Annotated in this window: 23 protein-coding genes and 1 tRNA gene; 14 read left to right on the top strand and 10 right to left on the bottom strand. The window is 59.2% G+C overall.

The window, feature by feature from the left end; all coding sequences use genetic code 11:
* Positions 1-58 precede the first annotated feature (58 nt).
* Positions 59-775, top strand: a complete 717-nt coding sequence (gene bluB / locus PL640_RS07700) for a 5,6-dimethylbenzimidazole synthase (protein WP_271361301.1) — start codon at positions 59-61, stop codon at positions 773-775.
* Positions 776-985: 210 nt separating this feature from the next.
* On the opposite strand, the gene PL640_RS07695 is transcribed toward bluB, so the two are convergent.
* Positions 986-2,089: a DUF2865 domain-containing protein gene (locus PL640_RS07695; RefSeq protein WP_271361300.1), complete on the bottom strand. Its 1,104-nt coding sequence runs from the start codon at positions 2,087-2,089 to the stop codon at positions 986-988.
* 138 nt (positions 2,090-2,227) lie between these two features.
* On the bottom strand, positions 2,228-4,543 hold the full coding sequence (locus tag PL640_RS07690) for an NADP-dependent malic enzyme (protein ID WP_142839854.1): 2,316 nt from the start codon (positions 4,541-4,543) through the stop codon (positions 2,228-2,230).
* A 228-nt stretch (positions 4,544-4,771) separates the two neighbouring features.
* On the opposite strand from PL640_RS07690, the gene PL640_RS07685 reads away from it, so the two are divergent.
* The gene (locus PL640_RS07685; protein ID WP_046798379.1) at positions 4,772-5,611 is read left to right on the top strand and encodes a UDP-2,3-diacylglucosamine diphosphatase; all 840 of its coding nucleotides are present in this window, start codon (positions 4,772-4,774) and stop codon (positions 5,609-5,611) included.
* Positions 5,612-6,131: 520 nt separating this feature from the next.
* Here the strand turns inward: PL640_RS07685 and dgcA are convergent.
* A complete protein-coding gene (gene dgcA, locus PL640_RS07680; RefSeq protein ID WP_271361299.1) occupies positions 6,132-7,115 on the bottom strand; it encodes an N-acetyl-D-Glu racemase DgcA in 984 nt (327 codons plus the stop codon).
* A gap of 143 nt (positions 7,116-7,258) precedes the next feature.
* On the opposite strand from dgcA, the gene PL640_RS07675 reads away from it, so the two are divergent.
* From PL640_RS07675 to PL640_RS07655, 5 genes are all read left to right on the top strand, one after another.
* Entirely contained in the window at positions 7,259-8,419 is a 1,161-nt protein-coding gene (locus tag PL640_RS07675; protein ID WP_271361298.1) for an ABC transporter permease, read from the top strand.
* A gap of 10 nt (positions 8,420-8,429) precedes the next feature.
* Positions 8,430-9,266 (top strand): ABC transporter ATP-binding protein, encoded by an 837-nt coding sequence (locus PL640_RS07670; protein WP_269699664.1) that lies wholly within the window; start codon positions 8,430-8,432, stop codon positions 9,264-9,266.
* A 7-nt stretch (positions 9,267-9,273) separates the two neighbouring features.
* Entirely contained in the window at positions 9,274-10,644 is a 1,371-nt protein-coding gene (locus PL640_RS07665; protein WP_065115797.1) for an MlaD family protein, read from the top strand.
* A gap of 15 nt (positions 10,645-10,659) precedes the next feature.
* A complete protein-coding gene (locus tag PL640_RS07660; protein ID WP_046798384.1) occupies positions 10,660-11,265 on the top strand; it encodes an ABC-type transport auxiliary lipoprotein family protein in 606 nt (201 codons plus the stop codon).
* 104 nt (positions 11,266-11,369) lie between these two features.
* Complete coding sequence (locus PL640_RS07655) at positions 11,370-12,338, top strand: alpha/beta hydrolase family protein (RefSeq protein WP_271361296.1); 969 nt, start codon at positions 11,370-11,372, stop codon at positions 12,336-12,338.
* 30 nt (positions 12,339-12,368) lie between these two features.
* On the opposite strand, the gene PL640_RS07650 is transcribed toward PL640_RS07655, so the two are convergent.
* Positions 12,369-12,803 carry a PACE efflux transporter gene (locus tag PL640_RS07650; RefSeq protein WP_271361295.1) on the bottom strand — a complete coding sequence of 145 codons (435 nt, stop codon included), beginning with the start codon at positions 12,801-12,803 and terminating at the stop codon, positions 12,369-12,371.
* A 360-nt stretch (positions 12,804-13,163) separates the two neighbouring features.
* Here PL640_RS07650 and PL640_RS07645 point away from each other — a divergent pair, with 360 nt between their 5' ends.
* Positions 13,164-13,322 carry a hypothetical protein gene (locus PL640_RS07645; RefSeq protein ID WP_193559498.1) on the top strand — a complete coding sequence of 53 codons (159 nt, stop codon included), beginning with the start codon at positions 13,164-13,166 and terminating at the stop codon, positions 13,320-13,322.
* 151 nt (positions 13,323-13,473) lie between these two features.
* Entirely contained in the window at positions 13,474-13,725 is a 252-nt protein-coding gene (locus tag PL640_RS07640) for a hypothetical protein (RefSeq protein WP_046798386.1), read from the top strand.
* Positions 13,726-13,915: 190 nt separating this feature from the next.
* Here the strand turns inward: PL640_RS07640 and PL640_RS07635 are convergent, their stop codons facing one another.
* From PL640_RS07635 to PL640_RS07620, 4 genes are all read right to left on the bottom strand, one after another.
* Complete coding sequence (locus PL640_RS07635; protein ID WP_161991197.1) at positions 13,916-14,101, bottom strand: hypothetical protein; 186 nt, start codon at positions 14,099-14,101, stop codon at positions 13,916-13,918.
* Between the two features lie 291 nt (positions 14,102-14,392).
* Positions 14,393-14,623, bottom strand: a complete 231-nt coding sequence (locus tag PL640_RS07630) for a hypothetical protein (protein WP_142839849.1) — start codon at positions 14,621-14,623, stop codon at positions 14,393-14,395.
* A 201-nt stretch (positions 14,624-14,824) separates the two neighbouring features.
* The gene (locus tag PL640_RS07625) at positions 14,825-15,076 is read right to left on the bottom strand and encodes a hypothetical protein (RefSeq protein ID WP_271361293.1); all 252 of its coding nucleotides are present in this window, start codon (positions 15,074-15,076) and stop codon (positions 14,825-14,827) included.
* A gap of 124 nt (positions 15,077-15,200) precedes the next feature.
* Positions 15,201-15,533, bottom strand: a complete 333-nt coding sequence (locus tag PL640_RS07620) for a hypothetical protein (protein ID WP_046798390.1) — start codon at positions 15,531-15,533, stop codon at positions 15,201-15,203.
* Between the two features lie 432 nt (positions 15,534-15,965).
* Here PL640_RS07620 and PL640_RS07615 point away from each other — a divergent pair, with 432 nt between their 5' ends.
* Positions 15,966-16,406, top strand: a complete 441-nt coding sequence (locus PL640_RS07615) for a hypothetical protein (protein WP_271361292.1) — start codon at positions 15,966-15,968, stop codon at positions 16,404-16,406.
* Between the two features lie 166 nt (positions 16,407-16,572).
* Here the strand turns inward: PL640_RS07615 and PL640_RS07610 are convergent.
* Both PL640_RS07610 and PL640_RS07605 read right to left on the bottom strand, forming a co-directional pair.
* Positions 16,573-16,648: transfer RNA gene (locus PL640_RS07610), tRNA-Lys, on the bottom strand.
* Between the two features lie 155 nt (positions 16,649-16,803).
* Entirely contained in the window at positions 16,804-17,058 is a 255-nt protein-coding gene (locus PL640_RS07605) for a GlsB/YeaQ/YmgE family stress response membrane protein (protein ID WP_003524764.1), read from the bottom strand.
* Positions 17,059-17,205: 147 nt separating this feature from the next.
* Between PL640_RS07605 and PL640_RS07600 the strand changes: the two genes are divergently transcribed.
* From PL640_RS07600 to PL640_RS07585, 4 genes are all read left to right on the top strand, one after another.
* Positions 17,206-19,854: a mechanosensitive ion channel family protein gene (locus tag PL640_RS07600; protein WP_271361291.1), complete on the top strand. Its 2,649-nt coding sequence runs from the start codon at positions 17,206-17,208 to the stop codon at positions 19,852-19,854.
* Between the two features lie 272 nt (positions 19,855-20,126).
* On the top strand, positions 20,127-20,285 hold the full coding sequence (locus PL640_RS07595) for a hypothetical protein (protein WP_271361290.1): 159 nt from the start codon (positions 20,127-20,129) through the stop codon (positions 20,283-20,285).
* Positions 20,286-20,323: 38 nt separating this feature from the next.
* On the top strand, positions 20,324-21,436 hold the full coding sequence (locus tag PL640_RS07590) for a hypothetical protein (RefSeq protein WP_271361289.1): 1,113 nt from the start codon (positions 20,324-20,326) through the stop codon (positions 21,434-21,436).
* Positions 21,433-21,747 (top strand): hypothetical protein, encoded by a 315-nt coding sequence (locus PL640_RS07585; RefSeq protein WP_271361288.1) that lies wholly within the window; start codon positions 21,433-21,435, stop codon positions 21,745-21,747. The genes PL640_RS07590 and PL640_RS07585 overlap by 4 nt, the downstream gene beginning before the upstream one ends.
* Positions 21,748-21,819 lie beyond the last annotated feature (72 nt).

Below are 21,819 nucleotides of genomic sequence, written 5' to 3'. Positions count from 1 at the left end.
GCATGCGAAAACCGGCATGGTTTCGGCATCCGCGCGCCCGCATTGTTGGGGTTAAACGATGCCGACCGACCCGTCCGCTGGCAATCCATTGCAAACCGATCCATTTGACCATGCGCTTTCGACCGCCCAGCCGTTTTCCGGTGCGGAGCGCGAGGCGATCTACCGCGCCATCGAGACGCGCCGTGATGTGCGCGACCAGTTCCTGCCTGATCCGCTGCCGGATGAGCTTGTCGAGCGTCTCCTGAAGGCGGCGCATTCGGCTCCCTCTGTCGGTTTCATGCAGCCGTGGAATTTCACGCTCGTCACCGATGGGGCCGTGCGCCAGGCCGCCTTTGTGGCCTTCAGCCGCGCCAATGAAGAGGCGGCGGCGATGTTTACGGGCGAGCAGCAGGCGCTTTATCGCAGTCTCAAGCTCGAAGGCATCCGCAAGGCGCCGCTCAGCATCTGCGTGACCTGCGATCCTACACGCGGTGGCGAGGTGGTGCTGGGGCGCACCCACAATCCGCGCACGGATGTCTATTCCACCGTCTGCGCCATCCAGAACCTCTGGCTTGCCGCCCGCGCCGAAGGCATCGGCGTCGGCTGGGTCAGTATTTTCCACGACAGCGATATTCGCACCATTCTTGATATTCCCGAGCATATCGAAATCGTCGCCTGGCTGTGCCTCGGGCGCGTCGATACGCTTTACACCGAGCCGGAACTGGCGGTGAAAGGCTGGCGCCAGCGTGTGCCGCTGGAGGAGCTGGTGTTTCGCAACCGCTGGGGTGGGCGGTAAGGCACTGATAACGGTCTGCGGATGAAGTGAAGCGTTGCCGCTTTTTCTTCTCCCTGAGCGGGGAGAAGGTGGCGCGAAGGGTCGGATGAGGGGGCCAGCTCACCGAATATCGCTGACGTTGCCCCCTCATCCCGCTGCCGCGGACTTCTCCCCCTCGGGGAGAAGAAACGAGGGGCGCGCGCTCGCCCCATTACGCGGGCGGAAGAGATTTCATTGCTGCGGTTGAATGCCCTTCAGGGCCGGGTTCTTCAGGTCGATGCGGCCCGTCTGATCCGGCAGGAATTTCGGGCCGATGACGCGCACTTTTGCGTCGTTCGGATCATAGTCGCGTTCGGGAACCGGCTGCTCCGGTGGTTTTGCGGCCTGTTGCTGTTCGGCCGGTTCCTTCGGCTTGTCGCCCTGCGGTGACGGGATGGTGGTGATGCCGGAATAGGGCTTTTCGGCCTGTGGCCGGGCGGCCTCTTCCTGCTTCTGCATGTCCTCGTGATAGGCGGCCATGTTGCAGGCGCAGCCGGGCGCTTTCGTAGACGCGTTGCGATAGGCGAAGGCGGTGGGCAGGTCCCTGTAGGGTTTGCCGGTTTCGGCCGAGACCATATCGGAGGTTTCCTGATCCGTCATGGAGTGGAAATAAAGCTCGGTCTGCGTGCCCGGGCACATTTTCTGGCATTGCTCCGCCTGGGCGCGGAAATCGAGCGGCGAGGCATTGGAGGCGATCGGGAAAAACGAGCCGTCGCAGGTGCGTACGCAAAGGGTGCGCAGTCCGCCCTCGGCGGCGGCATTGGGGTAAGGCGACAGGCCCGTCCGTCCCGGCTCACGGTCGCCCTGGCGGAAAGCATCGGGATAACGGGTGACATCCGGGGCCTGCGGCGATTGCCTGTCCGTTTCCGGCATTGCGCTGCAGCCATTGGCGTCGAGTGCGGCGAGAATGCGCTGGCGCCTGATGCCGCCATCATCGCTGCGCTGAGCCGCCATCGCGTCATCACGGTCACGAATGATGGCGTCACGTTCGGCCTCGGCATCCACCAGCGCATCGCCGATCTCGGCGCAGAGGCCGGCATCGGGGTTGCCGTAGACAATGACGCTGCCGGATGAACAGCCATAGCTGCGCAGATCGTTCCTGATCTTGCGCACGACGATGTTCTGGCGGGCGAGCGCATTGGCGTAACGCCGCACCTCTGCCGTGTTGCCGATGACACGTGGTGGTTCGCGCAGTTGCGCATAAAGCGTATCGCAGACCTGATCCGCGAAGGCGGCGGCCGGGGCGAGGAAAACAAGGGGAAGCAGGAGGCCGATGATGCGGCTGCGCCGGGTCAATTGTGCGATCCGTTTAATGTCCCCAGCCGGTGGCAGGGGCGTTATACTTCACGAAATCCGTGTTTCAGGAAGATAACATAAGCTGTTGCCGCAATGCGGCAACAGCTTGTTCAAAATTGCGTTAATGCGCCCGCAGTATCACACCGAAGGGTGCGAAGCCTGGACCACGGCAAAGGCCGCCATGTTGACGACGCCGCGCGAGGTGACGCTGGGCGACAGGATGTGGGCGGGCAGGGCCGTACCGAGCAGGATCGGGCCGACATGCAGGCCTTCAGTCAGCGTGCGGGTGACGCCGAGCGTGATGTTGGCGGCGTCAAGGTTCGGGAAAACCAAAAGGTTCGCTTCGCCGGTCAGCACGCTGTTCGGCATGGCGCGCTTGCGCAGCGCCTCCGAAAGGGCTGAGCCACCCTGCATTTCGCCGTCCACTTCCAGCTCCGGGGCTGCCGCCTGCACGATCTTCAGCGCGCGGCGCATCTTGCGCGCACTTTCAGAATCGCGCGAACCGAAATTGGAGTGGCTGGCGAGCGCGATCTTCGGCGTGATGCCGAAACGGCGAATTTCCTTGGCCGCAAGAATGGCCATTTCCGCCACTTCCTCTGACGTCGGATCGTTATTCACGAACGTATCGGTGAGGAACAGCGCGCCCTGCTGGGTGATGAGCAGGCTGAGGCCGGCAAAGGAGCGCACATTCTCCTGCTTGCCGATGATCTGGTTCACGTCGCGCAGATGCCGGTCATAACGGCCTTCCAGACCGCAGATCAGCGCATCGGCTTCGCCGCGCTTGACCGACAGCGCGCCGATGACGGTGGAGTTGGTGCGCACGATGGTACGCGCCGCTTCCGGGTTGATGCCGGCGCGGCCGACCAGCGCGAAATAATCATCGACATAATCACGGTAGCGCGGATCGTCTTCCGGATTGACCACGGCGAAATCCGTATGCGGGCGGATGCGCAGGCCGAAGCGCTTCAGGCGCGTTTCGATAATCTGCGGGCGGCCGATGAGGATCGGGATACCGGTGCCTTCTTCCAGCAGAACCTGGGCGGCGCGCAGCACGCGTTCATCTTCGCCTTCGGCGAAGATGATGCGCTTCTTTTCGGCGGCCTTGGCGGCATTGAAGACCGGCTTCATGATGAAGCCGGAGCGCCAGACGAAACGGTTCAGCTGGTCGAAATAGGCTTCGAAATCGGTGATCGGCCGGGCTGCGACACCGCTTGCGGCGGCGGCGCGGGCAACGGCCGGCGCAATGCGCAGGATGAGGCGCGGATCGAAGGGCGAGGGGATGAGATAGGTCGGGCCGAAGACCGGGGTTTCGCCGCTATAGGCTCTGGCCGCCACTTCCGAGACCTCCTCGCGGGCAAGCTCGGCGATGGCCTGCACGGCGGCCATCTTCATTTCTTCGTTGATGGTCGTCGCACCGCAATCCAGCGCGCCGCGGAAGATATAGGGGAAGCAGAGTACGTTGTTGACCTGGTTCGGGAAATCCGAACGGCCGGTGCAGATCATCGCATCCGGGCGCGCCGCACGCGCCACTTCGGGCATGATTTCCGGATTGGGGTTGGCAAGCGCAAGAATAAGCGGGTTTTCCGCCATGCGCTCCAGGAGTTCCGGCTTCAGCACGCCGGCCGCCGAAAGGCCGAGGAAGACATCGGCGCCATCGATGGAGTCAGCCAGCACGCGTTTGTCGGTCTTCTGGGCGTAGACTTCCTTCCACTCGTCCATCAGCTCGTTGCGGCCGTCATAAACCAGACCTTCGATATCGTGGACCCAGATGTTTTCCTTTTTTGCGCCCATGGCGACCAGCAGGTTGAGGCAGGCGAGGGCTGCCGCACCGGCGCCGGAGGCGACGATCTTGACGCTGGAGAGTGACTTTCCGGCCAGTTCCAGCGCATTGGTGACGGCGGCGGCAACGATGATCGCGGTGCCATGCTGGTCATCGTGGAAGACGGGGATGTTCATCTTCTCGCGCAGCTGGCGTTCCACCTCGAAACATTCCGGCGCCTTGATGTCCTCAAGGTTGATGCCGCCGAAGGTGGGCTCCAGCGCGGCGATGGTCGACACCATGTCATTGATGCCGGGCGCGTCGATCTCGATGTCGAAGACATCGATGCCGGCGAATTTCTTGAAGAGGACGGCCTTGCCTTCCATGACAGGCTTGGAAGCAAGCGGGCCGATATTGCCAAGGCCGAGCACGGCGGTGCCGTTGGAGATGACGGCGACGAGATTGGCGCGCGCTGTATAATCCGCTGCCATTTCCGGATTTTCATGGATGGCGAGGCAGGGAGCGGCCACACCCGGCGAATAGGCGAGCGCCAGATCGCGCTGGTTGCCGAGCGGCTTGGTGGCCTGGATCTCCAGCTTGCCGGGGCGCGGATAGCGGTGGAAAAAGAGCGCCTGTTCCTCGATGTCGGCCTTTGCCGTGTTGGCGGGCGTGTTGTTCTTATCGTGAGAGGTCATTCTTCCACCGTCATATCTGGTTTCATTCCGGCCCCCTGAATACAACAAACTTCCCCATGGTACAGCCGTTATTTGACGCACATTCATGCAAATACGGGCATGGCTTATTCGCGTTTTCGTGAAGCCATCAGTCATATTCCATACAAAAACCGGCCTCTGTCATGTTGCTGAAACACGAGTCTGGTTCTGAGAGGTAAGAAAGCCGCAGGGACGCAACCGAACAGGGGGATGAAATCCGTGGCCGGTCAAATCGAAACCAGACAGTTCAGAACGCTTTTCATTTCGGATGTTCATCTTGGCTCCAAGGCGGCCAAGACGGATTTCCTGCTCGACTTCCTAAAGTATCACGAAGCCGAAACGATCATCATGGTCGGCGACATCGTCGACGGCTGGCGCCTGCGCCGCAGCTGGTACTGGCCGCAGGGCTGCAACGACGTGGTGCAGAAGCTGCTGCGCAAGGCCCGCAAGGGCACGCGCATCATCTATATTCCCGGCAACCACGATGAATTCCTGCGGGAATTCCCGGGCATGCATTTCGGCGGCATCGAAGTGGCCGAGCGCATGATCCACGAGGCGGCCGACGGCAAGAAATATCTGGTCATCCATGGCGACGAGTTCGACGTGGTGGTGCGCAATGCCCGCCTGCTCGCCTATCTCGGCGACTGGGCCTATGACGCGGCGATCGCCATCAACATCGCCATTGCCGCCGTGCGCCGCCGCATCGGCCTGCCTTACTGGTCGTTCTCGGCCTGGGCCAAGCTGCAGGTCAAACACGCCGTCAACTTCATCGGCGAATTCCAGCGCGTGGTGGCCGACGAGGCGCGACGCAACAATGTCGACGGCGTGATCTGTGGGCACATCCACCATGCTGTCATGGAAGACATGGACGGCATCCGCTACATCAACACCGGCGACTGGGTGGAAAGCTGCACGGCGATTGCCGAAAATGCCGATGGCAGCTTCGAGCTGATCACCTGGATGCAGACCAGCGACGCCACCGCCGGTCAGGCATCGGACGAGATGGAGCCGGTGGATATTCCGGGGTTGATTGGCAAGCACGCGGCCTGATTGGGCCTGCGAGCTAAAGGTATACCTAGCCTTCGGTGTTTCCTTGCGATCAATGCGCGCTCGTGTGGGACGAGTGGACGCCGCTGGTTTCTTCTCCCCGCCGGGGAGAAGGTCGCGGCAGCGGGATGAGGAGGCAACCTCTCCGAATTCCTGCAACGGTGCCCCCTCATCCGACCCTTCGGGCCACCTTCTCCCCGACGGGGAGAAGAAACCAGCGGCGGCCTCGCGCCTCATCAGGCTTTAATTTCAGGGCTTACCCCTGCAATTTCGGACGGGCTGGATAACTTGCGATCTTTCATATCGGAGCACCGACTCTCGCCTGTATAACGAGCGGTCGCCGCTTGTTTCTTCTCCCCGCCGGGGAGAAGGTCGCGGCAGCGGGATGAGGGGGCAAGCTCTCCGTATACCGCTAACGTTGCCCCCTCATCCGACCCTTCGGGCCACCTTCTCCCCGGCGGGGAGAAGAAACAAGCGGCGAGGTCGCGCCTTATCGTGTTTCTCTGCCTTCAATATCCACGACTTAACCCCACAATTCCGGCCGCGCCGGATAAACCAGCGAACCCTCATAAACCAGCCCCGGATCACGATCCTGCGCCAACAACAGCGGCCCGTCGAGATCGGCAAATGCCGTGCCCTGCGCCGCCAGTACGGCGGGCGCCATGCCGAGCGAGGTGCCGAGCATGCAGCCGACCATGATGGTGAAACCGAGCCGTTCGGCTTCCGCCTTCATGACAAGCGCTTCGGTGAGGCCGCCGGTCTTGTCGAGCTTGATGTTGATCGCATCGTAACGGTCGCGCAGGCCGGCGAGGTCCCTGGTGGAATGCACGCTTTCATCGGCGCAGATCAGCACCGGATGATCGATGCGGGAGAGGATGGCGTCCTTGCCGGCGGGCAGCGGCTGCTCGATCAGCGATATCTTCAGTTCCGCCGCAAGCCGCAGATAATATTCGATATTATAATCGTTCCAACCCTCATTGGCGTCGATGATGATGCGCGCTTCGGGTGCGGCGGCGCGCACGGCCCTTAGACGCGCTTCGTCATCCGCCGTGCCGGTCTTGATCTTCAGCAACGGACGGCCTGCATTCTCCGCCGTCTTCGCAGCCATGGTTTCGGGGTCGGCAAGCGAAATCGTATAGGCGGTGACGAGCGGCTTTGCCGCCTGTCCGAGAACCTGTTCTGCGGCGCTCCTGCCACCGATCTTCGCCTCGAGGTCCCACAGCGCGCAATCCACCGCATTGCGGGCGGCGCCGGGTTGCATCGCCTGCTGTAGTTCCTGCCGTGTCAGGCCGGCGGCGATCCGCTCTGCCATGGCCTCGATATCGGCAACAACACCCTCGATGCTTTCGCCATAACGTGGATAGGGTACACATTCACCTCTGCCGGTGAAGGAACCTTCGCGGATGATGCACGTTACGACATCCGCATGCGTGCGGGTGCCGCGTGAGATGGTGAAGCTGCCGGCGACGGGGAAGCGTTCTGTTGTGGCTTGCAGGTAACGGGGCATATTTTTTCACTTCCGATTGGGCGACAAAAGACACATGACGCCAAATTTATCACGAATTGTCAGCCGTCACTGTGGCTTGCCGGAGGCCAAAACGTTATGAAACCTTTAAGAATCTCGTGACGGCTGCACTCGCTCGGAGCATTATGCAAGAACAGGACACACGGCAACAGGCGAACCCGGCCGCAATCACCGAAGACGGTTCCGTCTCCGGCGGCGGTTTGCGTTATGTCATGAGCGGCTCCTGGCGCAACAGCAATCTCTCCGGAATTTTTGAAAGCCTCGACAGGATCGAAAAGAGCAAATCCGGCGGCTCCGTCGAGATCGATCTTTCCGCCGTCGAAGCCATCGACACGACGGGTGCGTGGATCATCCAGCGCCTGCGCAAGGATCTGGAGGCGAACGGCGCGACTGTCACGCTCACCGGCAACGACCGGATCGAGGACGTCATCGGTCAATTGCCCGATAAGGCGGAGATGCAGGGCGAGCCAGCCGCCAGGCCGGGGCTGGTGGAGCGCATCTTCGCGCCGATCGGTCAGGCCGTGGTTCAGAACGGCGCGGACTTTCTGGCGGGCATGTATATTCTCGGTTCCGCCGTGCGCGGCGCGCAGATGAAGCTCGGGCGAGGACGTGGCGTATCGCCGGCGGCGATCGTCAACCAGATCGACCATATGGGCGTGCGCGCCGTGCCGATCATCATGCTGATGTCGTTCCTGATCGGCGCGATCATCGCCCAGCAGGGCGCGTTCCAGCTGCGTTATTTCGGCGCCGAGGTCTTCGTCGTCGATCTGGTCGGTATTCTGCAATTGCGTGAAATCGGCGTTCTCTTGACCGCGATCATGATCGCCGGCCGTTCCGGCAGCGCGATCACGGCGGAAATCGGCTCGATGAAGATGCGCGAGGAAATCGACGCGCTGAAGGTGATCGGTCTCAATCCGGTCGGCGTGCTGGTGTTTCCGCGGCTGGTGGCGCTCACCATCGCGTTGCCGCTCTTGACCATTCTTGCCAACTTCGCAGCGCTTTTCGGTGCTGCCATCGTGGCATTGCTTTATTCCGGCATCACTTTCGAGGTCTTCCTGTCGCGCCTGCATGGCGCGGTCGAGGAATCGACCATTGCGGCGGGCATGATCAAGGCGCCGTTCATGGCGCTCATCATCGGCATCGTCGCGGCGGTGGAAGGCATGAAGGTGGGCGGTTCGGCGGAATCGCTCGGCCAGCACGTCACCTCGTCGGTGGTGAAGTCGATCTTCGTCGTCATTCTGGTCGATGGTCTTTTCGCCATCTTCTACGCAGCCATCGATTTTTAGGGAGGGCGCGTTGGAGCAGCAGGACCAGACACAGCAACAGATCAAGACCGGAAAAGACGGCCGCGAGGTGGTGCTTTCCGTCGAGGGCGTGACCGTTGGTTTCAACGGCCGGAACGTGCTCGAAAATCTTGATCTCGATGTCTATCGCGGCGAAATCCTCGGCTTCATCGGTCCCTCCGGCGCGGGCAAATCCGTGTTGATGCGGGCGATCTTGCGGCTCCTGCCGCGGCAGGCGGGCGCGATCCGCATTCTCGGCACCGATTACGATAAGGCGAGCGAAGACGACCGTATGATGCTTGACCAGCGGCTCGGTGTGCTGTTCCAGCAGGGCGCGCTGTTTTCCGGCCTGACGGTGAAGGAAAACATCCAGCTGCCGATGCGGGAATATCTCGACCTGCCGAAGAAGCTGATGGATGAGCTTGCTTATCTTAAGATCGAGATGGTCGGCCTGAAGCCAGATGCCGGCGACAAGTACCCGTCGGAACTGTCAGGCGGCATGATCAAGCGCGCGGCGCTTGCCCGGGCGCTGTCGCTTGATCCCGACCTCGTTTTCCTCGATGAACCGACATCCGGCCTCGATCCCATCGGGGCGGCGGAATTTGATATGCTGATCGCGCGCCTGCGTGATTCGCTCGGCCTGACCGTTTATATGGTGACGCACGACCTCGACAGCCTGTTCTCCGTCTGTGACCGCATTGCGGTTCTCGGCGACAAGCGGGTTCTGGTGGAAGGGACATTGCAGGACATGTTCGCCTGCGACGACCCGTGGGTGCAGTCCTATTTCCGCGGCAAACGGGCGCGCTCTGTCGTTCTTCCGGACGGCAAACATGAAAATCCGGTGGAGTAACAGAAGCATGGAAACCAAGGCGAACTACACCATAGTCGGAATTTTCACGCTGATCGTGATCGCCGCCGCATTCGGCTTCGTTTACTGGATGGCGGAATTCGGCCGTGGCGGCCCGACGGCGCAGCTTGTCGTGCGTATTCCCGGCTCCGCCAACGGCCTTTCTGTCGGCTCGCCGGTGCGCTTTAACGGCATTCCTGTCGGCACCGTGCGCGGGCTTGCCATCGACCGCGATGACCCCGCTTATTCCATCGCCTTTACCGAGGTGCAGGCCGATGCCCCGGTTTTCCCTTCGACCCGCGCCGTGCTGGAAATTCAGGGCCTGACGGGTGCTGCCTATATCGAGCTTTCCGGTGGCAACAAGGATGGTGAGCGCATTCTGCAGAAATCGGCCGAGACCGGCGTTCCCGCCGAACTGACGGCCGATCTTTCCAGCGTCACCAACCTGCTTGCCACCGCCGACAAGATCTTGAAACGCGCCGATGGCGCCATCGGCGAATTGCAGGGCTTCGTGCAGGATGCCCGTGGTCCGCTGACGCAGACGGTGCGTAACGCCGAGAAGTTCTCCGACGCGCTGGCGGCCAATTCCGATGGCATCAAGAATTTCATTGCAAGCCTCAGCTCGCTTTCCACCACCGTGCAGTCTGTCTCGGTGCGTCTCGACGGCACGCTGACCGCCATCGAGGATCTGGTGAAGGCGGTGGATGCCGGCAAGATCGATTCCATCCTGTCGAATGTCGACAAGGTGACGAAGGATGTAGCGTCGGCTTCCAGCGATATTCAGGGCATCATGGAGACGGTGCAGAGCACGGCGCGCAATTTCGAGGCGGCGAGCACGGAAGTGCAGACGGTCGTGAAGCGTGCGGATGAGCTTCTGGCCTCTGTCGATCCCGCCAAGGTCAGCACCGTGGTCGGCGATGTTTCCGCCGCGACCGCCGATGCGCGTGATGCCGTGGCGAACTTCAAGCGGATTGCCGATGATGTCGGTGCCCGCCGCGCCGATATCGATCAGGCGGTTTCCGACTTCACCGACATGGGCCGCAAGCTGAACCTTGCTTCCAGCCGCGTCGATGGCATTCTTGCCAAGGTGGACGGCATGCTGGGTACCGATGACGCCAATTCGCTGTTTGCCAAGGCGCGCGAGACGCTTACCTCGTTCAAGGCCGTGGCCGACAATCTCAATGCCCGCATCGGGCCGATCGCCGACAATCTGACCCGCTTCTCCAGCTCTGGCCTGAAAGATTTCCAGGCGCTGATCGGCAGCACGCGACAGACGGTCGACAATCTCAACAATGCCATCACCAATATTGACCGCGATCCGCAGCGGTTGATTTTCGGCGGTGAAACCGTGAAACAATATGACGGCAGAACAAGGCGCTAAGAGGGGTATGGGCCAATGACACGATCGATGACCGGCCATAAACGCCGTGCCCTTATTCTGGCTCCGCTGCTTGCCGCGCTGCTGGCCGGCTGTGCCGGCGCGCCGAAGAACGACACGTTCGATCTTTCCGTGTCTTCGGCGACGGTGACGCAGGGACCTTCGCTGAAAGGCCGGCAATTGCTGATTGCCGATCCGACCGCGCTCAAGGCGCTGGACAGCGAAAATATCGTGGTGCGGCTCTCCGGTTCGGAAGTGCAATATCTCGGCAATTCGCAATGGAGCGACCGCCTGCCGCGCATGGTGCAGTCGAAGCTCGTGGAAGCTTTCGAAGACACCGGCAAGCTCGGCGGCGTCGGCCGTCCGGGGCAGGGGCTGGCGATCGACTATCAGGTCGTGACCGATATTCGCGCCTTCGAGGTGGATACGGCGAGAAACATCGCCAATATCGAAATGTCGGTGAAGCTTCTGAACGACCGCAACGGCACGGTGAAGGCGCAGGAAGTGTTCCGCGCCAGCGCCCGTGTCAGTGGTTCCGGCAACGCCAATTTCGTCAAGGCGCTGGATCAGGCCTTTGCCGCTGCCACGCGCGAGATTGTCGCCTGGACGCTGAAGTCGCTTTAAGCCTTCGCGGTAGTCATCAGCGCCATAAGAAATTGCCTTATGTTTCGGGCAAGGCTGGTTGATGACCGGCCTTGCACTCAATGTTTCCGATCCGCGAGTTTCTGATGCGATTCCTGGTGGTGTGTTGCCTTCTTCTGATTTCAGTTCTTTCCGGGACGGGCGCTGCCACGGCCGCCGGCCTGCGGTTGATCGAGGTTCCATCCACCGATGGCAAAGCTCCCATCAGGGCGGCGGTCTGGTCGCCCTGCGCGGCAGCGCCGGTGGAAAGCCGTATCGGTCCCTTCGTATTGCCTGCGGTGCGCGATTGCCCGATCGTTGACGGGCAATATCCGCTTATCGTCATTTCCCATGGTTTCGCCGGCACATATTTCAGCCACCGCGATACGGCGGCGGCGCTGGCGGATGCCGGTTTCATCGTCGCGGCGCTTAATCATCCCGGCGATAATGCGATTGATATGAAGCGGGCAGGCGAGCTTTCCGCGCTGACCGACCGGCCGGCGGATATTATGCGCCTGCTTGATCATATGCTGACAAACTGGAAAGAGGCCGGCGTCATCGATGCAGGGCGGATCGGTGTCTTCGGATTTTCGCGCGGCGGTTATACGGCGCTGGTGCTTGCCGGTGGCGTGCCGGATTTTTTAAACAGCAGATTGCCATGCCCGGACGAGCAGGCGCCGATATGCGCGCAGATGCGGGACAAAAACGCTGTTGCGAAAGACCGGGTTCACGATAAGCGGGTAAGGGCCGCGGTTGTTGCAGACCCGCTCAATGCCTTTCCCGGTGCTGAAAATCTGAAAGATATCGGTATTCCTGTCCAGCTGTGGAGTTCGGAACAGGGCGGTGATGGCATTGTGCCGGAGGATATTGCAAGATTGCGCGATGAACTGCCGAAGAAACCGGACTACCGGATGGTGAATGGGGCAGGGCATTTTTCGTTCATCGCGCCTTGCCCAACAGAAATGTTAAAAGCTTTGCCGCAGGTTTGCAGCGATGCGCCCGGTTTTGACCGGGCAGAGTTTCATCGCGGTTTCAACGCCGATGTCGTGAGCTTTTTCAAGGAATCGCTACGCTGAAGTTTTGCTGTCTCTAGCCGTGGCCGTCGATCAGACGGCATCCTGCGATTGCCATTCCGGCAGCGGGAAAATCCGGTCGTAGCTCCAGTTGAAGACGAAAGCATAGACCACGTAAAACAGCGCAAACGAAACATCCATCACCAGCGCATGGGCAAGGCTGATGCCGAGATACCAGGCGATGAAGGGCATCAGCACAATCAGCAGGCCAAGTTCGAACAACAGGGCGTGTGCGACGCGGATGGCGGGCGTCTTAAGCGTCGTGCCCTTCATGCGCTGCATCGCATGGTCGAAGCCGAGATTATAGATGTAGTTCCAGATGGTGGCGAGTGTGGCGCTGACCAGACCGACAATGCCGATATCTTCCAACGGCATGCCGAAGACGAGTGCACCAAGCGGCACGACGAGCATAAGGCCGATGATTTCGAAGCTGAGCGCGTGGCGAATACGATCTTGCAGGGAGCGCAATTTATTCTCCGGTATGTGACCGGGCCGTCCCGCATGCTGTCGCCATGATGGCCGAGGTCGTCCTCGCGGTGAGGCATATAGAGGCTTTGGGAGACATTTTCAAGCGTTTGGGGATGGATGGGATTGGGAGTGTGCCACTGTTTCTTCTCCCCGTCGGGGAGAAGTCCGCGGTAGCGGGATGAGGGGGCGAGGGTAGAGATATCCAGAGAGCTTGCCCCTCATCCGACCCTTCGGGCCACCTTCTCCCCGGCGGGGAGAAGAAACGCGCGGTGACGTATTGCCCTTTCTCGTCCGCAACGAAACTGCGATTCGGAACAAGAACGGTGTTTTTTCGTTATCGCTCATGGAAGGAGGCGCGCCATGCAGCAGAATTCCTCTGATGGAAGAACGATCAAGGCCGCCAACACGGCAAAGGTTTCGACTTACACGCCCAGCCTGATTTCCCTCAAGGGAAGTTATGTGGCGATGATATTTCGCCGGCCGCTTTGCCAAAATCCGCTGGATGTGCGGAAGAAATGACGGTGATAAAATCAGCATATCGCTGCCACGCACATCGATGACGACGACTGCCGAAATGATCTGGTGCTTTAGATGTCTCTAAAGTGTGATTTTCAATCCGGTTCGTCTCCACCTAGACTGGAGAGCGCCACAAAAGCGAAGGGAGAATGACATGAAATCAGTTCTCATTATCGCCGCTGTCTTTGGCTTTTCCGCCAGTGCAGCGCTTGCGGAATGCGCGGGTCATGAAAAAATCAACGCTTCCGTTCCTGCCGTCGACCGTGAATTTAAAACCGCAAGCATCGTTCCGCCGACGGAACCGGTGGACAAGCCCGTTGTCATTCTGAAAAAGACCGACCGCCTTCCAGCGGCAACGGTTGCGACGACCGGTGAGCCCGAAGCCGCAATGCAACGTATGCAATAAGACAAGACGTTGACCTCTTCATTCTGAAAATCCCGTGCGTGAGGTAATCCGCACGGGATTTTGCTTTCGCGAGCAAGGCCGTGAGAGGAGAACTCCGTTGGGAGCACTGTGCCCGTCATCATTGCGTCAGGACTTCCATCGCCCCGCCCCGCATCTTGCTTCGAAGTAAAACCGATGTTCGCACGCATGCTCAGCTGTCGAGTTTCAATGACAGCTGCTTCGGCTCGTTCTTTTTCAGCACGTAAAGCGGCCGGGTAATGATGACTTCCGTTCGCCGCTGCAACTCGCGGCGCCGTTCCAGCGCGCGCTCGCGCATATCGCGGGAGCGGGCGACGACGGAGAGGGCATTTTCTATGGTTGCGTCTGCAGTGTTCATCGCTGACCTCCATAATGTTCACTTTATGTTCTCATTATTGGCGGTCTGTGTCAACACTATGGCGCGGTCTCCGACCGGCAATCGATGCGTGGGATTGGGCTGGCCCGGAATATGGTGGGGGCGGTCTTGCAGCGATGTTGGCATGCGAGGCAGGATTCGCCTGGGGGTGACGGCGTCCCGACGCGACCAAGGGTTCCGGCAGCGTCTGTGAGGACACTCCGGGCGCGCAGGATTGATTTTCAAGATGATGTCTGGACAAGCGGGCGCTGGTTCCGCCCGCTTCAGCGGAGATCAGGAGAGGGAACGTTGATCCAGCAATGCCGGGCCACCGGCAGACAACAGGTCGGTCAGATGTTCGCTGGCGAGTGCTACGATAGCAAGCGCAGCCTGCTGGCGGTTCCAGCCGGCGCTCTCCGCCTTTTCAATAAGGCCCTGGATGGATGGTTCCAGCGCGAACTGGCACTCGGCCTGATAGTCCATCGTGTCGATCGAAAGCGACGGGGAATTGATTGCGGCCCGCATCCTTTGGTCTCCCTGTTTTCCGTCATGCCCAGCAAACGCAAAACGCAAATCGGAACATGCACATTCAGAGGCCTGTGATATAGGGAATGCCCACCGGGCCCATATATCACTGGCAGCGAATCCCCCAGCAGGCGGAGTTAACGGTAAGTGCTTATCGCTGTCAACGAACGCGCGGTAGCGATGGCGGCGTAACGCGCTTTTTCAGAAACGTCCATTCCGGAACGGTTTTCGTCTCCAGACGAGCAAAGCCATGACATAAAGCGCAAAAAGTATGAACCATGCGACCGGAAGCACCATAAACAGCGCCGCATAAGCGCAATTTCCTTCAAAACAGGAACCCAGCAGCCCGGAATCGGCAAGCGCTGCCGATAATAAAAACGCACATATTCCACTCCCGACCGCGCCGAGGACGAACAGCAATATGTTGATGATCAATCTCATCGTGCCAATCATAGGGATGATTGAGACAGCTTTGGGGAAAAGAGCGGCGCGGCAGTGCCAATAATTGCCGTGCCGATTTTTTTTCGGAGCTTGGCCGCCGCAGGCCCTGCCTTTGCCGGGCAGGGCCGTTACTGGATTATTCGGTGATGGTATATTCGCCGAGCTCGCAGAGATTCTGCGTATCCTCCAGATCCTCCAGCGCATCGCCCTGGAATTCGAAGCGCATGTCATATTTGCAGACGCTGCGGCCATCGGCGATGGTGATTTCCATCTCTTCGCCGGGGCCAAGCGCCTTCTTGCCGAACACATCGTCTTCCCAGTCATCAACGCCCACCGGTGAGGTGTAAAAGGCGTTAAGAACGGAGCCCGTGCCGTTCTTCAGCGTGAACACCAGATCTTCCGCCTGCGCCGCACCTGCAACCGTCATCGCTGTGCCGAAAAACACTGCCAATACCCATTTCGATGTCATGATATCCCCCTTTTTTTCCTGTTCTGGCAGGCCATGCATACAGCCAAATCATTGGCTTGCAATGTAAACCGCAGCCATTGGTTAAGACGCGAAACCGCGTTTCCGGAGAATATTTTACAGCTGTCTGTATATTCAATAAGATAAGATTTATTGATTGACAGTCCGAATATTACTTTTGTTTTTGTAATTTATATATAAATATAACTTAATATACTTTGCTTTTGTTTTTGGTTTTTAAATTTATTTTTCCCGAAATATGTATTTTTATCTATTTAAGTATTGTTTTTATTGATGTGTTTGTGATTTTATTTATTTATGTTTACATCACGTCACATGGAGCTTTCAAGATATTTACGGAAAAACCAATTTTTTAAAATGGTTAGACCGGCGATCCAAAGCAGCCGGATTGCTTCCTGATAGAGGATATTGGATTTGATCAACCATACTTCTTTGGTGTTCCGTCGTTTCAGGCTGCCCGGTCTCGTGGTGTCGAGCATCTTGGCTGGAGGCATTCTGGCGCCGGCTTGGAGTCAGTCGCGGATCTGCAATGATCCGACGCCTGCCAGTAATCTCAACGAAATGTTCGATGCGATCTATGCCTGCTGGGTGCCACCGGAAGACACGGAGGGGCTGGTGGTGACGCTGCGGTTCATTTTGCACAAGGACGGGCAGATACGCGGCAAAGTGGTTGTCCTCGCCTCGCGACCTCAGGAGGAGAGCCCGAGACGGCAGGCGTTTATCGATTCCGCCATCAATGCGGTGAAGCAGGCAGCACCCGTTCGTTTCACGGAAGAATTCGGAAGCCGTATTGCCGGTCGGCCTTTGGAGCCGCGCTTCATCGGGACAAAAAGCGTATCTGAAACGAATTTGTAGACTTGCCGTGGAGCTGTTGCGTTAGTGGGCCTGCGCGGCTCGGCGTTATCCGTGACGGGTAACGTTTCTTTCGCGGGCATTGCTGGGAAAGGGCGATTGCAAAAGCTCAATCGCTCGGGCGATGCTTTAAGTAAGCATCGCAACATTCTGTCATTTAAAGAGAATTTGGTGGGTGATGTAGGGCTCGAACCTACGACCCGCTGATTAAGAGTCAGCTGCTCTACCAACTGAGCTAATCACCCGACCGGCACCGTGTGGCGGTGTGAGGGGGGCTATAAAGGGGAAGTTTGAGCTTGTCCAGCGCGGAAATGAAATTTCTTCGATTTTTGTGACGGAAAAATTTCAGTCGCGCTGGAAAAGGCTGGAAATCCGGGGTTTTACGGATTTTACTTTTTGCTCAGCCGCGTCTGAAGGCCCGCCCGATAAGGATGAGGATGCAGGCGCCGATGAAGCCGGCGATGAGATAACCGAGCCAGCCGGTCAAAACGATTCCAAACACGGACAATATGGCGTTGGCGACGATGGCGCCGACGATTCCAAGAAGGATGTTCATGAAAACACCCATATTGCTTTTCATGAATTGTTCGGCGAGCCACCCGGCGACACCACCGATGATGATAGCTGCGATCCAGCCAATACCAGCAGATTCCATGATTTCCTCCCATGTTTGCTGCACTATCAAAGGCGATGATTCTCGTGGTGAAAAGCAAGGTAAACTCCGGAAAACCTCGCTTCATGCGGGTGGTTTTCCCCGGCGCAGGCGTTAAAAAGCCTGGGACGGCGTGAAGAGACGAAAGGCATGGATGTGCGGTTGATGTTCGGCGGATTAGTGAATGGCAGACGGGTGTTCGGTGAACCGGCATCTGGTCGGGGGCGAAGCAGTGTCATGGCCATGATATTGGTCATGATGGTTTCGCTTTTCGGCGGTTTTCTGTTGCCCGCAATGCCGGCATCCGCGCAGGGGGAGACAACGCCGCCGGCGCCTGCCGTGATCCAGGCCACCACAGTCGAGCAGGCGCGGGCGGAACTGGAAAAATGGAAAGCCGATGTTGCAACCATCGCCGGGCAGGTGGAGGCGGGTGGTAGCGACGACGTACATCTGGTGGACATGAAAGGCCGTGCCGATGGTATTGCCGCCGATGCCGCGGCGGCCAACACCAAGCTGCGCACCCGGCTGGACCAGATCAAGACTCGTCTCGATGCGCTTGGCGAGCCGCCAGCCGATGGCCAGCCGCCGGAAGCGAGCATGGTGACGGAAGAGCGCGCCCGGCTGACGGCGGAGCGTGCCGAGGTGAATGCGATTGCCGGTGAGGTGGAAAGCACCGCCACCAGTGCCGCGCAGATTTCCAACAATATCACGGCGGTGCGCCGGGCGCTGTTTGCCGCCACCCTGTTCAAGCGCACGGAAGTTTCTGCCCAGACGCTGGGCGACGCGTCTTCGGCTTTCGTTACCGAGGTGACCAACCTCAACAACGCCTTCAGCAGCTGGGCGGGTTTCGTTTGGAGCTACAAGCGGTTGCCGATGTTCGGGGCCGTGATGCTGTCGATCATGGCAGGACTGCTGTTCCTCGTCGGCGGTTACCGGTTTTTCGGCAGCCGCATGGACCGGCGGGCCTTTACCGGTGAGCCATCTTATCTCAGAAGGCTCTCCGTGGCCTTCTGGTCGACCATGGTGCAATCGCTGTCGCTGTTCCTGTTTCTGGTCACCTCGGCGTTTTTTCTCGACAATTTCAACGTGCTGCGATCCGATATAGCGCCGATCCTGTTCGGGGCGATGGCCATCCTCGGCTTCGTTTATTTCGTATCGCGGCTGAGCTACGCGATCTTTGCGCCCACCCAGCCGGAATGGCGTCTGTTGAAAGTGTCCAATCGCGGCGCGCATACGCTGTCGTCCGCGGTGCTGCTGATGGCGCTCGTCAATGGTCTCGACTATCTGTTTGGAACGATCAGCGAGACGCTTTATTCACCCTTGATCGTCACCGTTGCCAAGAGCTTCGTCGCCTCGATCATCATCGGCATCATCCTGCTCACCGTATCGTTCCTGCGGCCGATGATCGGCGAGGGGCAGGATTATGAAACCGGCAACCAGCGGCTGCCGCGCTGGCTGGTCATCCTGCTGCGCGTCGGCGGCCTCATTCTCATTGGCGCGTGTCTGACGGGTTATGTCGGTCTTGCGCGCTTCCTTGCCACGCAGATTGTCGCCACCGGCGCCGTGCTGGCAACCATGTATATCGGCATTCTGTCCGGCAAGGCGATTTCGAGGCAGGGCGCCTTTGCCGAATCCCTTGCCGGGCGTTATCTCGCGCGGCGTTTCGGTCTCGGTCCGGTTGCGCTCGATCAGGCCGGCCTGGCCGCCGGGCTTGGCATCTATGCCGTGGCGCTTGCCTTCGGTGTGCCGCTCATCCTGTTTTCCTGGGGCTTCCAGCCGGGCGATATCGAAAGCTGGGCCTATCGTCTGCTGACGGGCATTACCGTCGGCAACGCCTCGATCTCGCTGATCGGCCTCTTCGGCGGCGTTCTGGTTTTCGCCATCGGCTACATCATCACGCGCTGGTTCCAGAAGTGGCTGGATAATAACGTCATGGCGCGGGGCCAGGTGGATGCCGGGGTGCGCAACTCGGTTAAAACCGGCATCGGTTATCTCGGCATAGCGGTTGCGGCGATCTTTGGCGTGTCTTCCGCCGGCCTCAACCTATCCAGCCTGGCGCTGGTCGCTTCCGCCCTTTCGGTCGGTATCGGTTTTGGCCTGCAGAACATCGTCTCCAACTTCGTGTCCGGCCTCATCCTTCTGGTCGAGCGTCCCTTCAAGGTGGGCGACTGGGTGGTGACGGGTACGACCGAGGGCACGGTCAAGCGGTTGTCCGTGCGCGCAACCGAAATCGAAACCTTTCGCGGCCAGTCGATCATCGTGCCGAATTCCGAGTTCATCAATTCCTCGGTCGGCAACTGGACACACCGCAACCGCATCATGCGTGCGGAAATTCCGGTTTCCGTGGCTTATGATTCCGATCCGCAGCGGGTCATGGATATTCTACTGGAACTGGTGCGCGCCCAGCCACCGGTGCTGCGCAACCCCGAGCCGCATGTGGAATTCCTGCGCTTTGGTGATTTTTCGCTGGATTTTGAATTGCGGTTCCACCTTGCCGATCTGTCGACCGGGCTTGGTGTGAAGAACGCGCTGCGGATCGCCATCCTCCAGCGCTTCCGCGAGGAGGGCATCGCCATCCCGTTCCCGCAGCGCAATCTGAACATCCATGTGGAAGGCGACGCCAACCCGCAAATGCTGGCGGCGCTGCTTTCGGAGGAGGGTGACAAGGCGGTGGTGGCGCATACGGGTGCGGCGGCGCCTGCCGCGGCAACTGTCGCCGAAAAGGATATGGCCAAGGCGGGTGACAAGACCGTCGTGGAGCCGAAGGCAACGCCAAAGGCGGCCGGCAAGGACAATTGACCTTAGGCTGCCGCCGCTGCGGCAACGCAACCGTTATGGGGCTTTGACGGGCGCGGGGAATTATCCTCGCGCCCGATTGCATTGGTGCGGATGAGGAGCCAAGCAGGGGAGAGATTTTCCGAGGAGGGAAGCCGCTTTTTGTCGGACGTCTTCATGAAAATATAATAAAAATTCCCTTCATGACTGTATTGTTGTTTAAACTATAAGTTGATATGTTGGCTTATATTTAGATCATTTCTTTCCTGTCGGGGCTCACATGACGAATCCAGTCAATGGAAATGGCCAGCCTGCCCAGCCTGCCCAGCCTGCCCAGCCTGCCCAGCCTGCCCAGCCTGCCCAGCCTGCCCAGCCTGCCCAGCCTGCCCAGCCTGCCCAGCCTGCCCAGCCTCCGGGCCAAGTTCCCGCAAAAACGTCCCTGCGGGAAAAATTAAGGAGTGCCTGGAGGTGGCTGACACCGCATGCAGCCAGATTGTCCTTGCTGGCGGCGGGTGTCGTTATCGGTTCTGCCGGTCTGTTTTTTTTGATGGGCGAAACCGATGTGACGGATGATTACCTGCCGAAACGCTGGAATGAATCCATCCGCAGATTGGGCATCGAGCCGGTCTATCCTCCGCAGGAGGATATCTATGTCGGAGACATCATCGCCGAGGTCGTGGATTCAGGCCACAAGTTCAAGTCTTTGCCCACGGATCTCGAAAGCGAATCCTTCATCGGCCGCTACGTCAAGATTACCCAGATACCGAATTTGCGGGGATATCTGGCGGTCAAGTCGGAGGCGCCTTATTTCGGCGACAGCACCTGGTCGGAGGATAAAAAGTCTCTCTTGATTGCTCAACCGCGTACCGAGGTTGCGGTTGATGGGACGACGTCCGGCCTGGTGGCGAAGGACGCGCTGTTTCCCGTCATCAAGATAGAACGCAAGGAAGGAATGGCAGGACTTTTACGCAATATCGCCTTCGGTGGTGCACGGGCGGATATCGAGGAAATCGAGCTTCAGAATGTGCAGACCTATGCGATCAATCCCTTCCACGCGCAAAATGCGCTGATGGGATTTTGCAATGATGGCGACACCAAGGTCTATTGCACCGACGACTACCTTCGCGAAAAACTTTCCTACATTCTCAGTCGCGATATTTTGAGAACCGCAGAGACGGAGGATTGTGGTTCGCGCTATATTTACGACATCCGCCTGCTGGTCGTGCGTCAGGCATTTCTGACACGCGGGGTGAAGGTCACCAACGGCCGGGCACGCGCCGCTTTCCTCGATGCGGGGGGGAACAAGAGCGACGTCCAGAAGACTGTCGATGGTGCGGCCGTTGCCGCGACCACAGGCCCGCAGGGCCAGCAGCCGGTGGCCGAAAACATGGCCGGCAATGACAACAGCATTCGCAGCACGAACAGTTCCGGCCTCTTTTCCGATAGCCAGTTTGCGAGACCGCTCGTCATCGGCTTCAATAGCGTTTCCATCGGTATGCGCAACAGCACGCCCGCATGGCTGGACGCAGCAGCAAAGGCTGCCGCCGGCAAGGACGTGAAAGACCGCGCCAAGATTTGTGCATCTTCGCAGGAGGTTGCGAAATGAGAAGGGCCATTTTTCTTTTCGGTATGTTTTTTCCGTTTCTGGCAGGTGCACAGGACGCCGTTCGCCCTTCTGTGGCCGCAGGTGGACTTGAGCAATTCACTGTCGATTGTATCTATCGCATTCCGCCCTGTGGCAGCGGTGGCTATCCGCCGCCGCCGCCATCGCCCGGTGGGGGCGGCGGAATACACAATCTGCCAGGCGGTCCTGTCCTCAAGGACTCGATCATCGTTCCCGGCAATGATGTTCTCAAGGGTTTGAAGCTGGATGGCCCGGATGTGCGGGGGCTGCAATTGCAGCTGCAGAACAGATAGCCGGTTGATCCGGTGCTTCAGGTCCAATCCGTTGTTGGCTGACAGCTGATCTGTCTCGGTTGGTATTTTCCG

It is taken from the genome of Agrobacterium sp. ST15.16.024 (genome assembly GCF_027956545.1).
Lineage (GTDB): Bacteria > Pseudomonadota > Alphaproteobacteria > Rhizobiales > Rhizobiaceae > Agrobacterium > Agrobacterium cucumeris.
This window is presented reverse-complemented; position numbering and strand designations above follow the sequence as displayed.

What these genes read in the sequence shown, in the direction of transcription:
- bluB (WP_271361301.1), top strand. Translation starts at nt 59, where the DNA reads ATGCCGACCGACCCGTCCGCTGGCAATCCATTGCAAACCGATCCATTT.
- PL640_RS07690 (WP_142839854.1), bottom strand. Translation starts at nt 4,543, where the DNA reads ATGACCTCTCACGATAAGAACAACACGCCCGCCAACACGGCAAAGGCC.
- PL640_RS07685 (WP_046798379.1), top strand. Translation starts at nt 4,772, where the DNA reads ATGAAATCCGTGGCCGGTCAAATCGAAACCAGACAGTTCAGAACGCTT.
- dgcA (WP_271361299.1), bottom strand. Translation starts at nt 7,115, where the DNA reads ATGCCCCGTTACCTGCAAGCCACAACAGAACGCTTCCCCGTCGCCGGC.
- PL640_RS07675 (WP_271361298.1), top strand. Translation starts at nt 7,259, where the DNA reads ATGCAAGAACAGGACACACGGCAACAGGCGAACCCGGCCGCAATCACC.
- PL640_RS07665 (WP_065115797.1), top strand. Translation starts at nt 9,274, where the DNA reads ATGGAAACCAAGGCGAACTACACCATAGTCGGAATTTTCACGCTGATC.
- PL640_RS07660 (WP_046798384.1), top strand. Translation starts at nt 10,660, where the DNA reads ATGACACGATCGATGACCGGCCATAAACGCCGTGCCCTTATTCTGGCT.
- PL640_RS07655 (WP_271361296.1), top strand. Translation starts at nt 11,370, where the DNA reads ATGCGATTCCTGGTGGTGTGTTGCCTTCTTCTGATTTCAGTTCTTTCC.
- PL640_RS07645 (WP_193559498.1), top strand. Translation starts at nt 13,164, where the DNA reads ATGCAGCAGAATTCCTCTGATGGAAGAACGATCAAGGCCGCCAACACG.
- PL640_RS07640 (WP_046798386.1), top strand. Translation starts at nt 13,474, where the DNA reads ATGAAATCAGTTCTCATTATCGCCGCTGTCTTTGGCTTTTCCGCCAGT.
- PL640_RS07635 (WP_161991197.1), bottom strand. Translation starts at nt 14,101, where the DNA reads ATGAACACTGCAGACGCAACCATAGAAAATGCCCTCTCCGTCGTCGCC.
- PL640_RS07630 (WP_142839849.1), bottom strand. Translation starts at nt 14,623, where the DNA reads ATGCGGGCCGCAATCAATTCCCCGTCGCTTTCGATCGACACGATGGAC.
- PL640_RS07625 (WP_271361293.1), bottom strand. Translation starts at nt 15,076, where the DNA reads ATGATTGGCACGATGAGATTGATCATCAACATATTGCTGTTCGTCCTC.
- PL640_RS07620 (WP_046798390.1), bottom strand. Translation starts at nt 15,533, where the DNA reads ATGACATCGAAATGGGTATTGGCAGTGTTTTTCGGCACAGCGATGACG.
- PL640_RS07605 (WP_003524764.1), bottom strand. Translation starts at nt 17,058, where the DNA reads ATGGAATCTGCTGGTATTGGCTGGATCGCAGCTATCATCATCGGTGGT.
- PL640_RS07600 (WP_271361291.1), top strand. Translation starts at nt 17,206, where the DNA reads ATGGATGTGCGGTTGATGTTCGGCGGATTAGTGAATGGCAGACGGGTG.
- PL640_RS07595 (WP_271361290.1), top strand. Translation starts at nt 20,127, where the DNA reads ATGGAAATGGCCAGCCTGCCCAGCCTGCCCAGCCTGCCCAGCCTGCCC.
- PL640_RS07585 (WP_271361288.1), top strand. Translation starts at nt 21,433, where the DNA reads ATGAGAAGGGCCATTTTTCTTTTCGGTATGTTTTTTCCGTTTCTGGCA.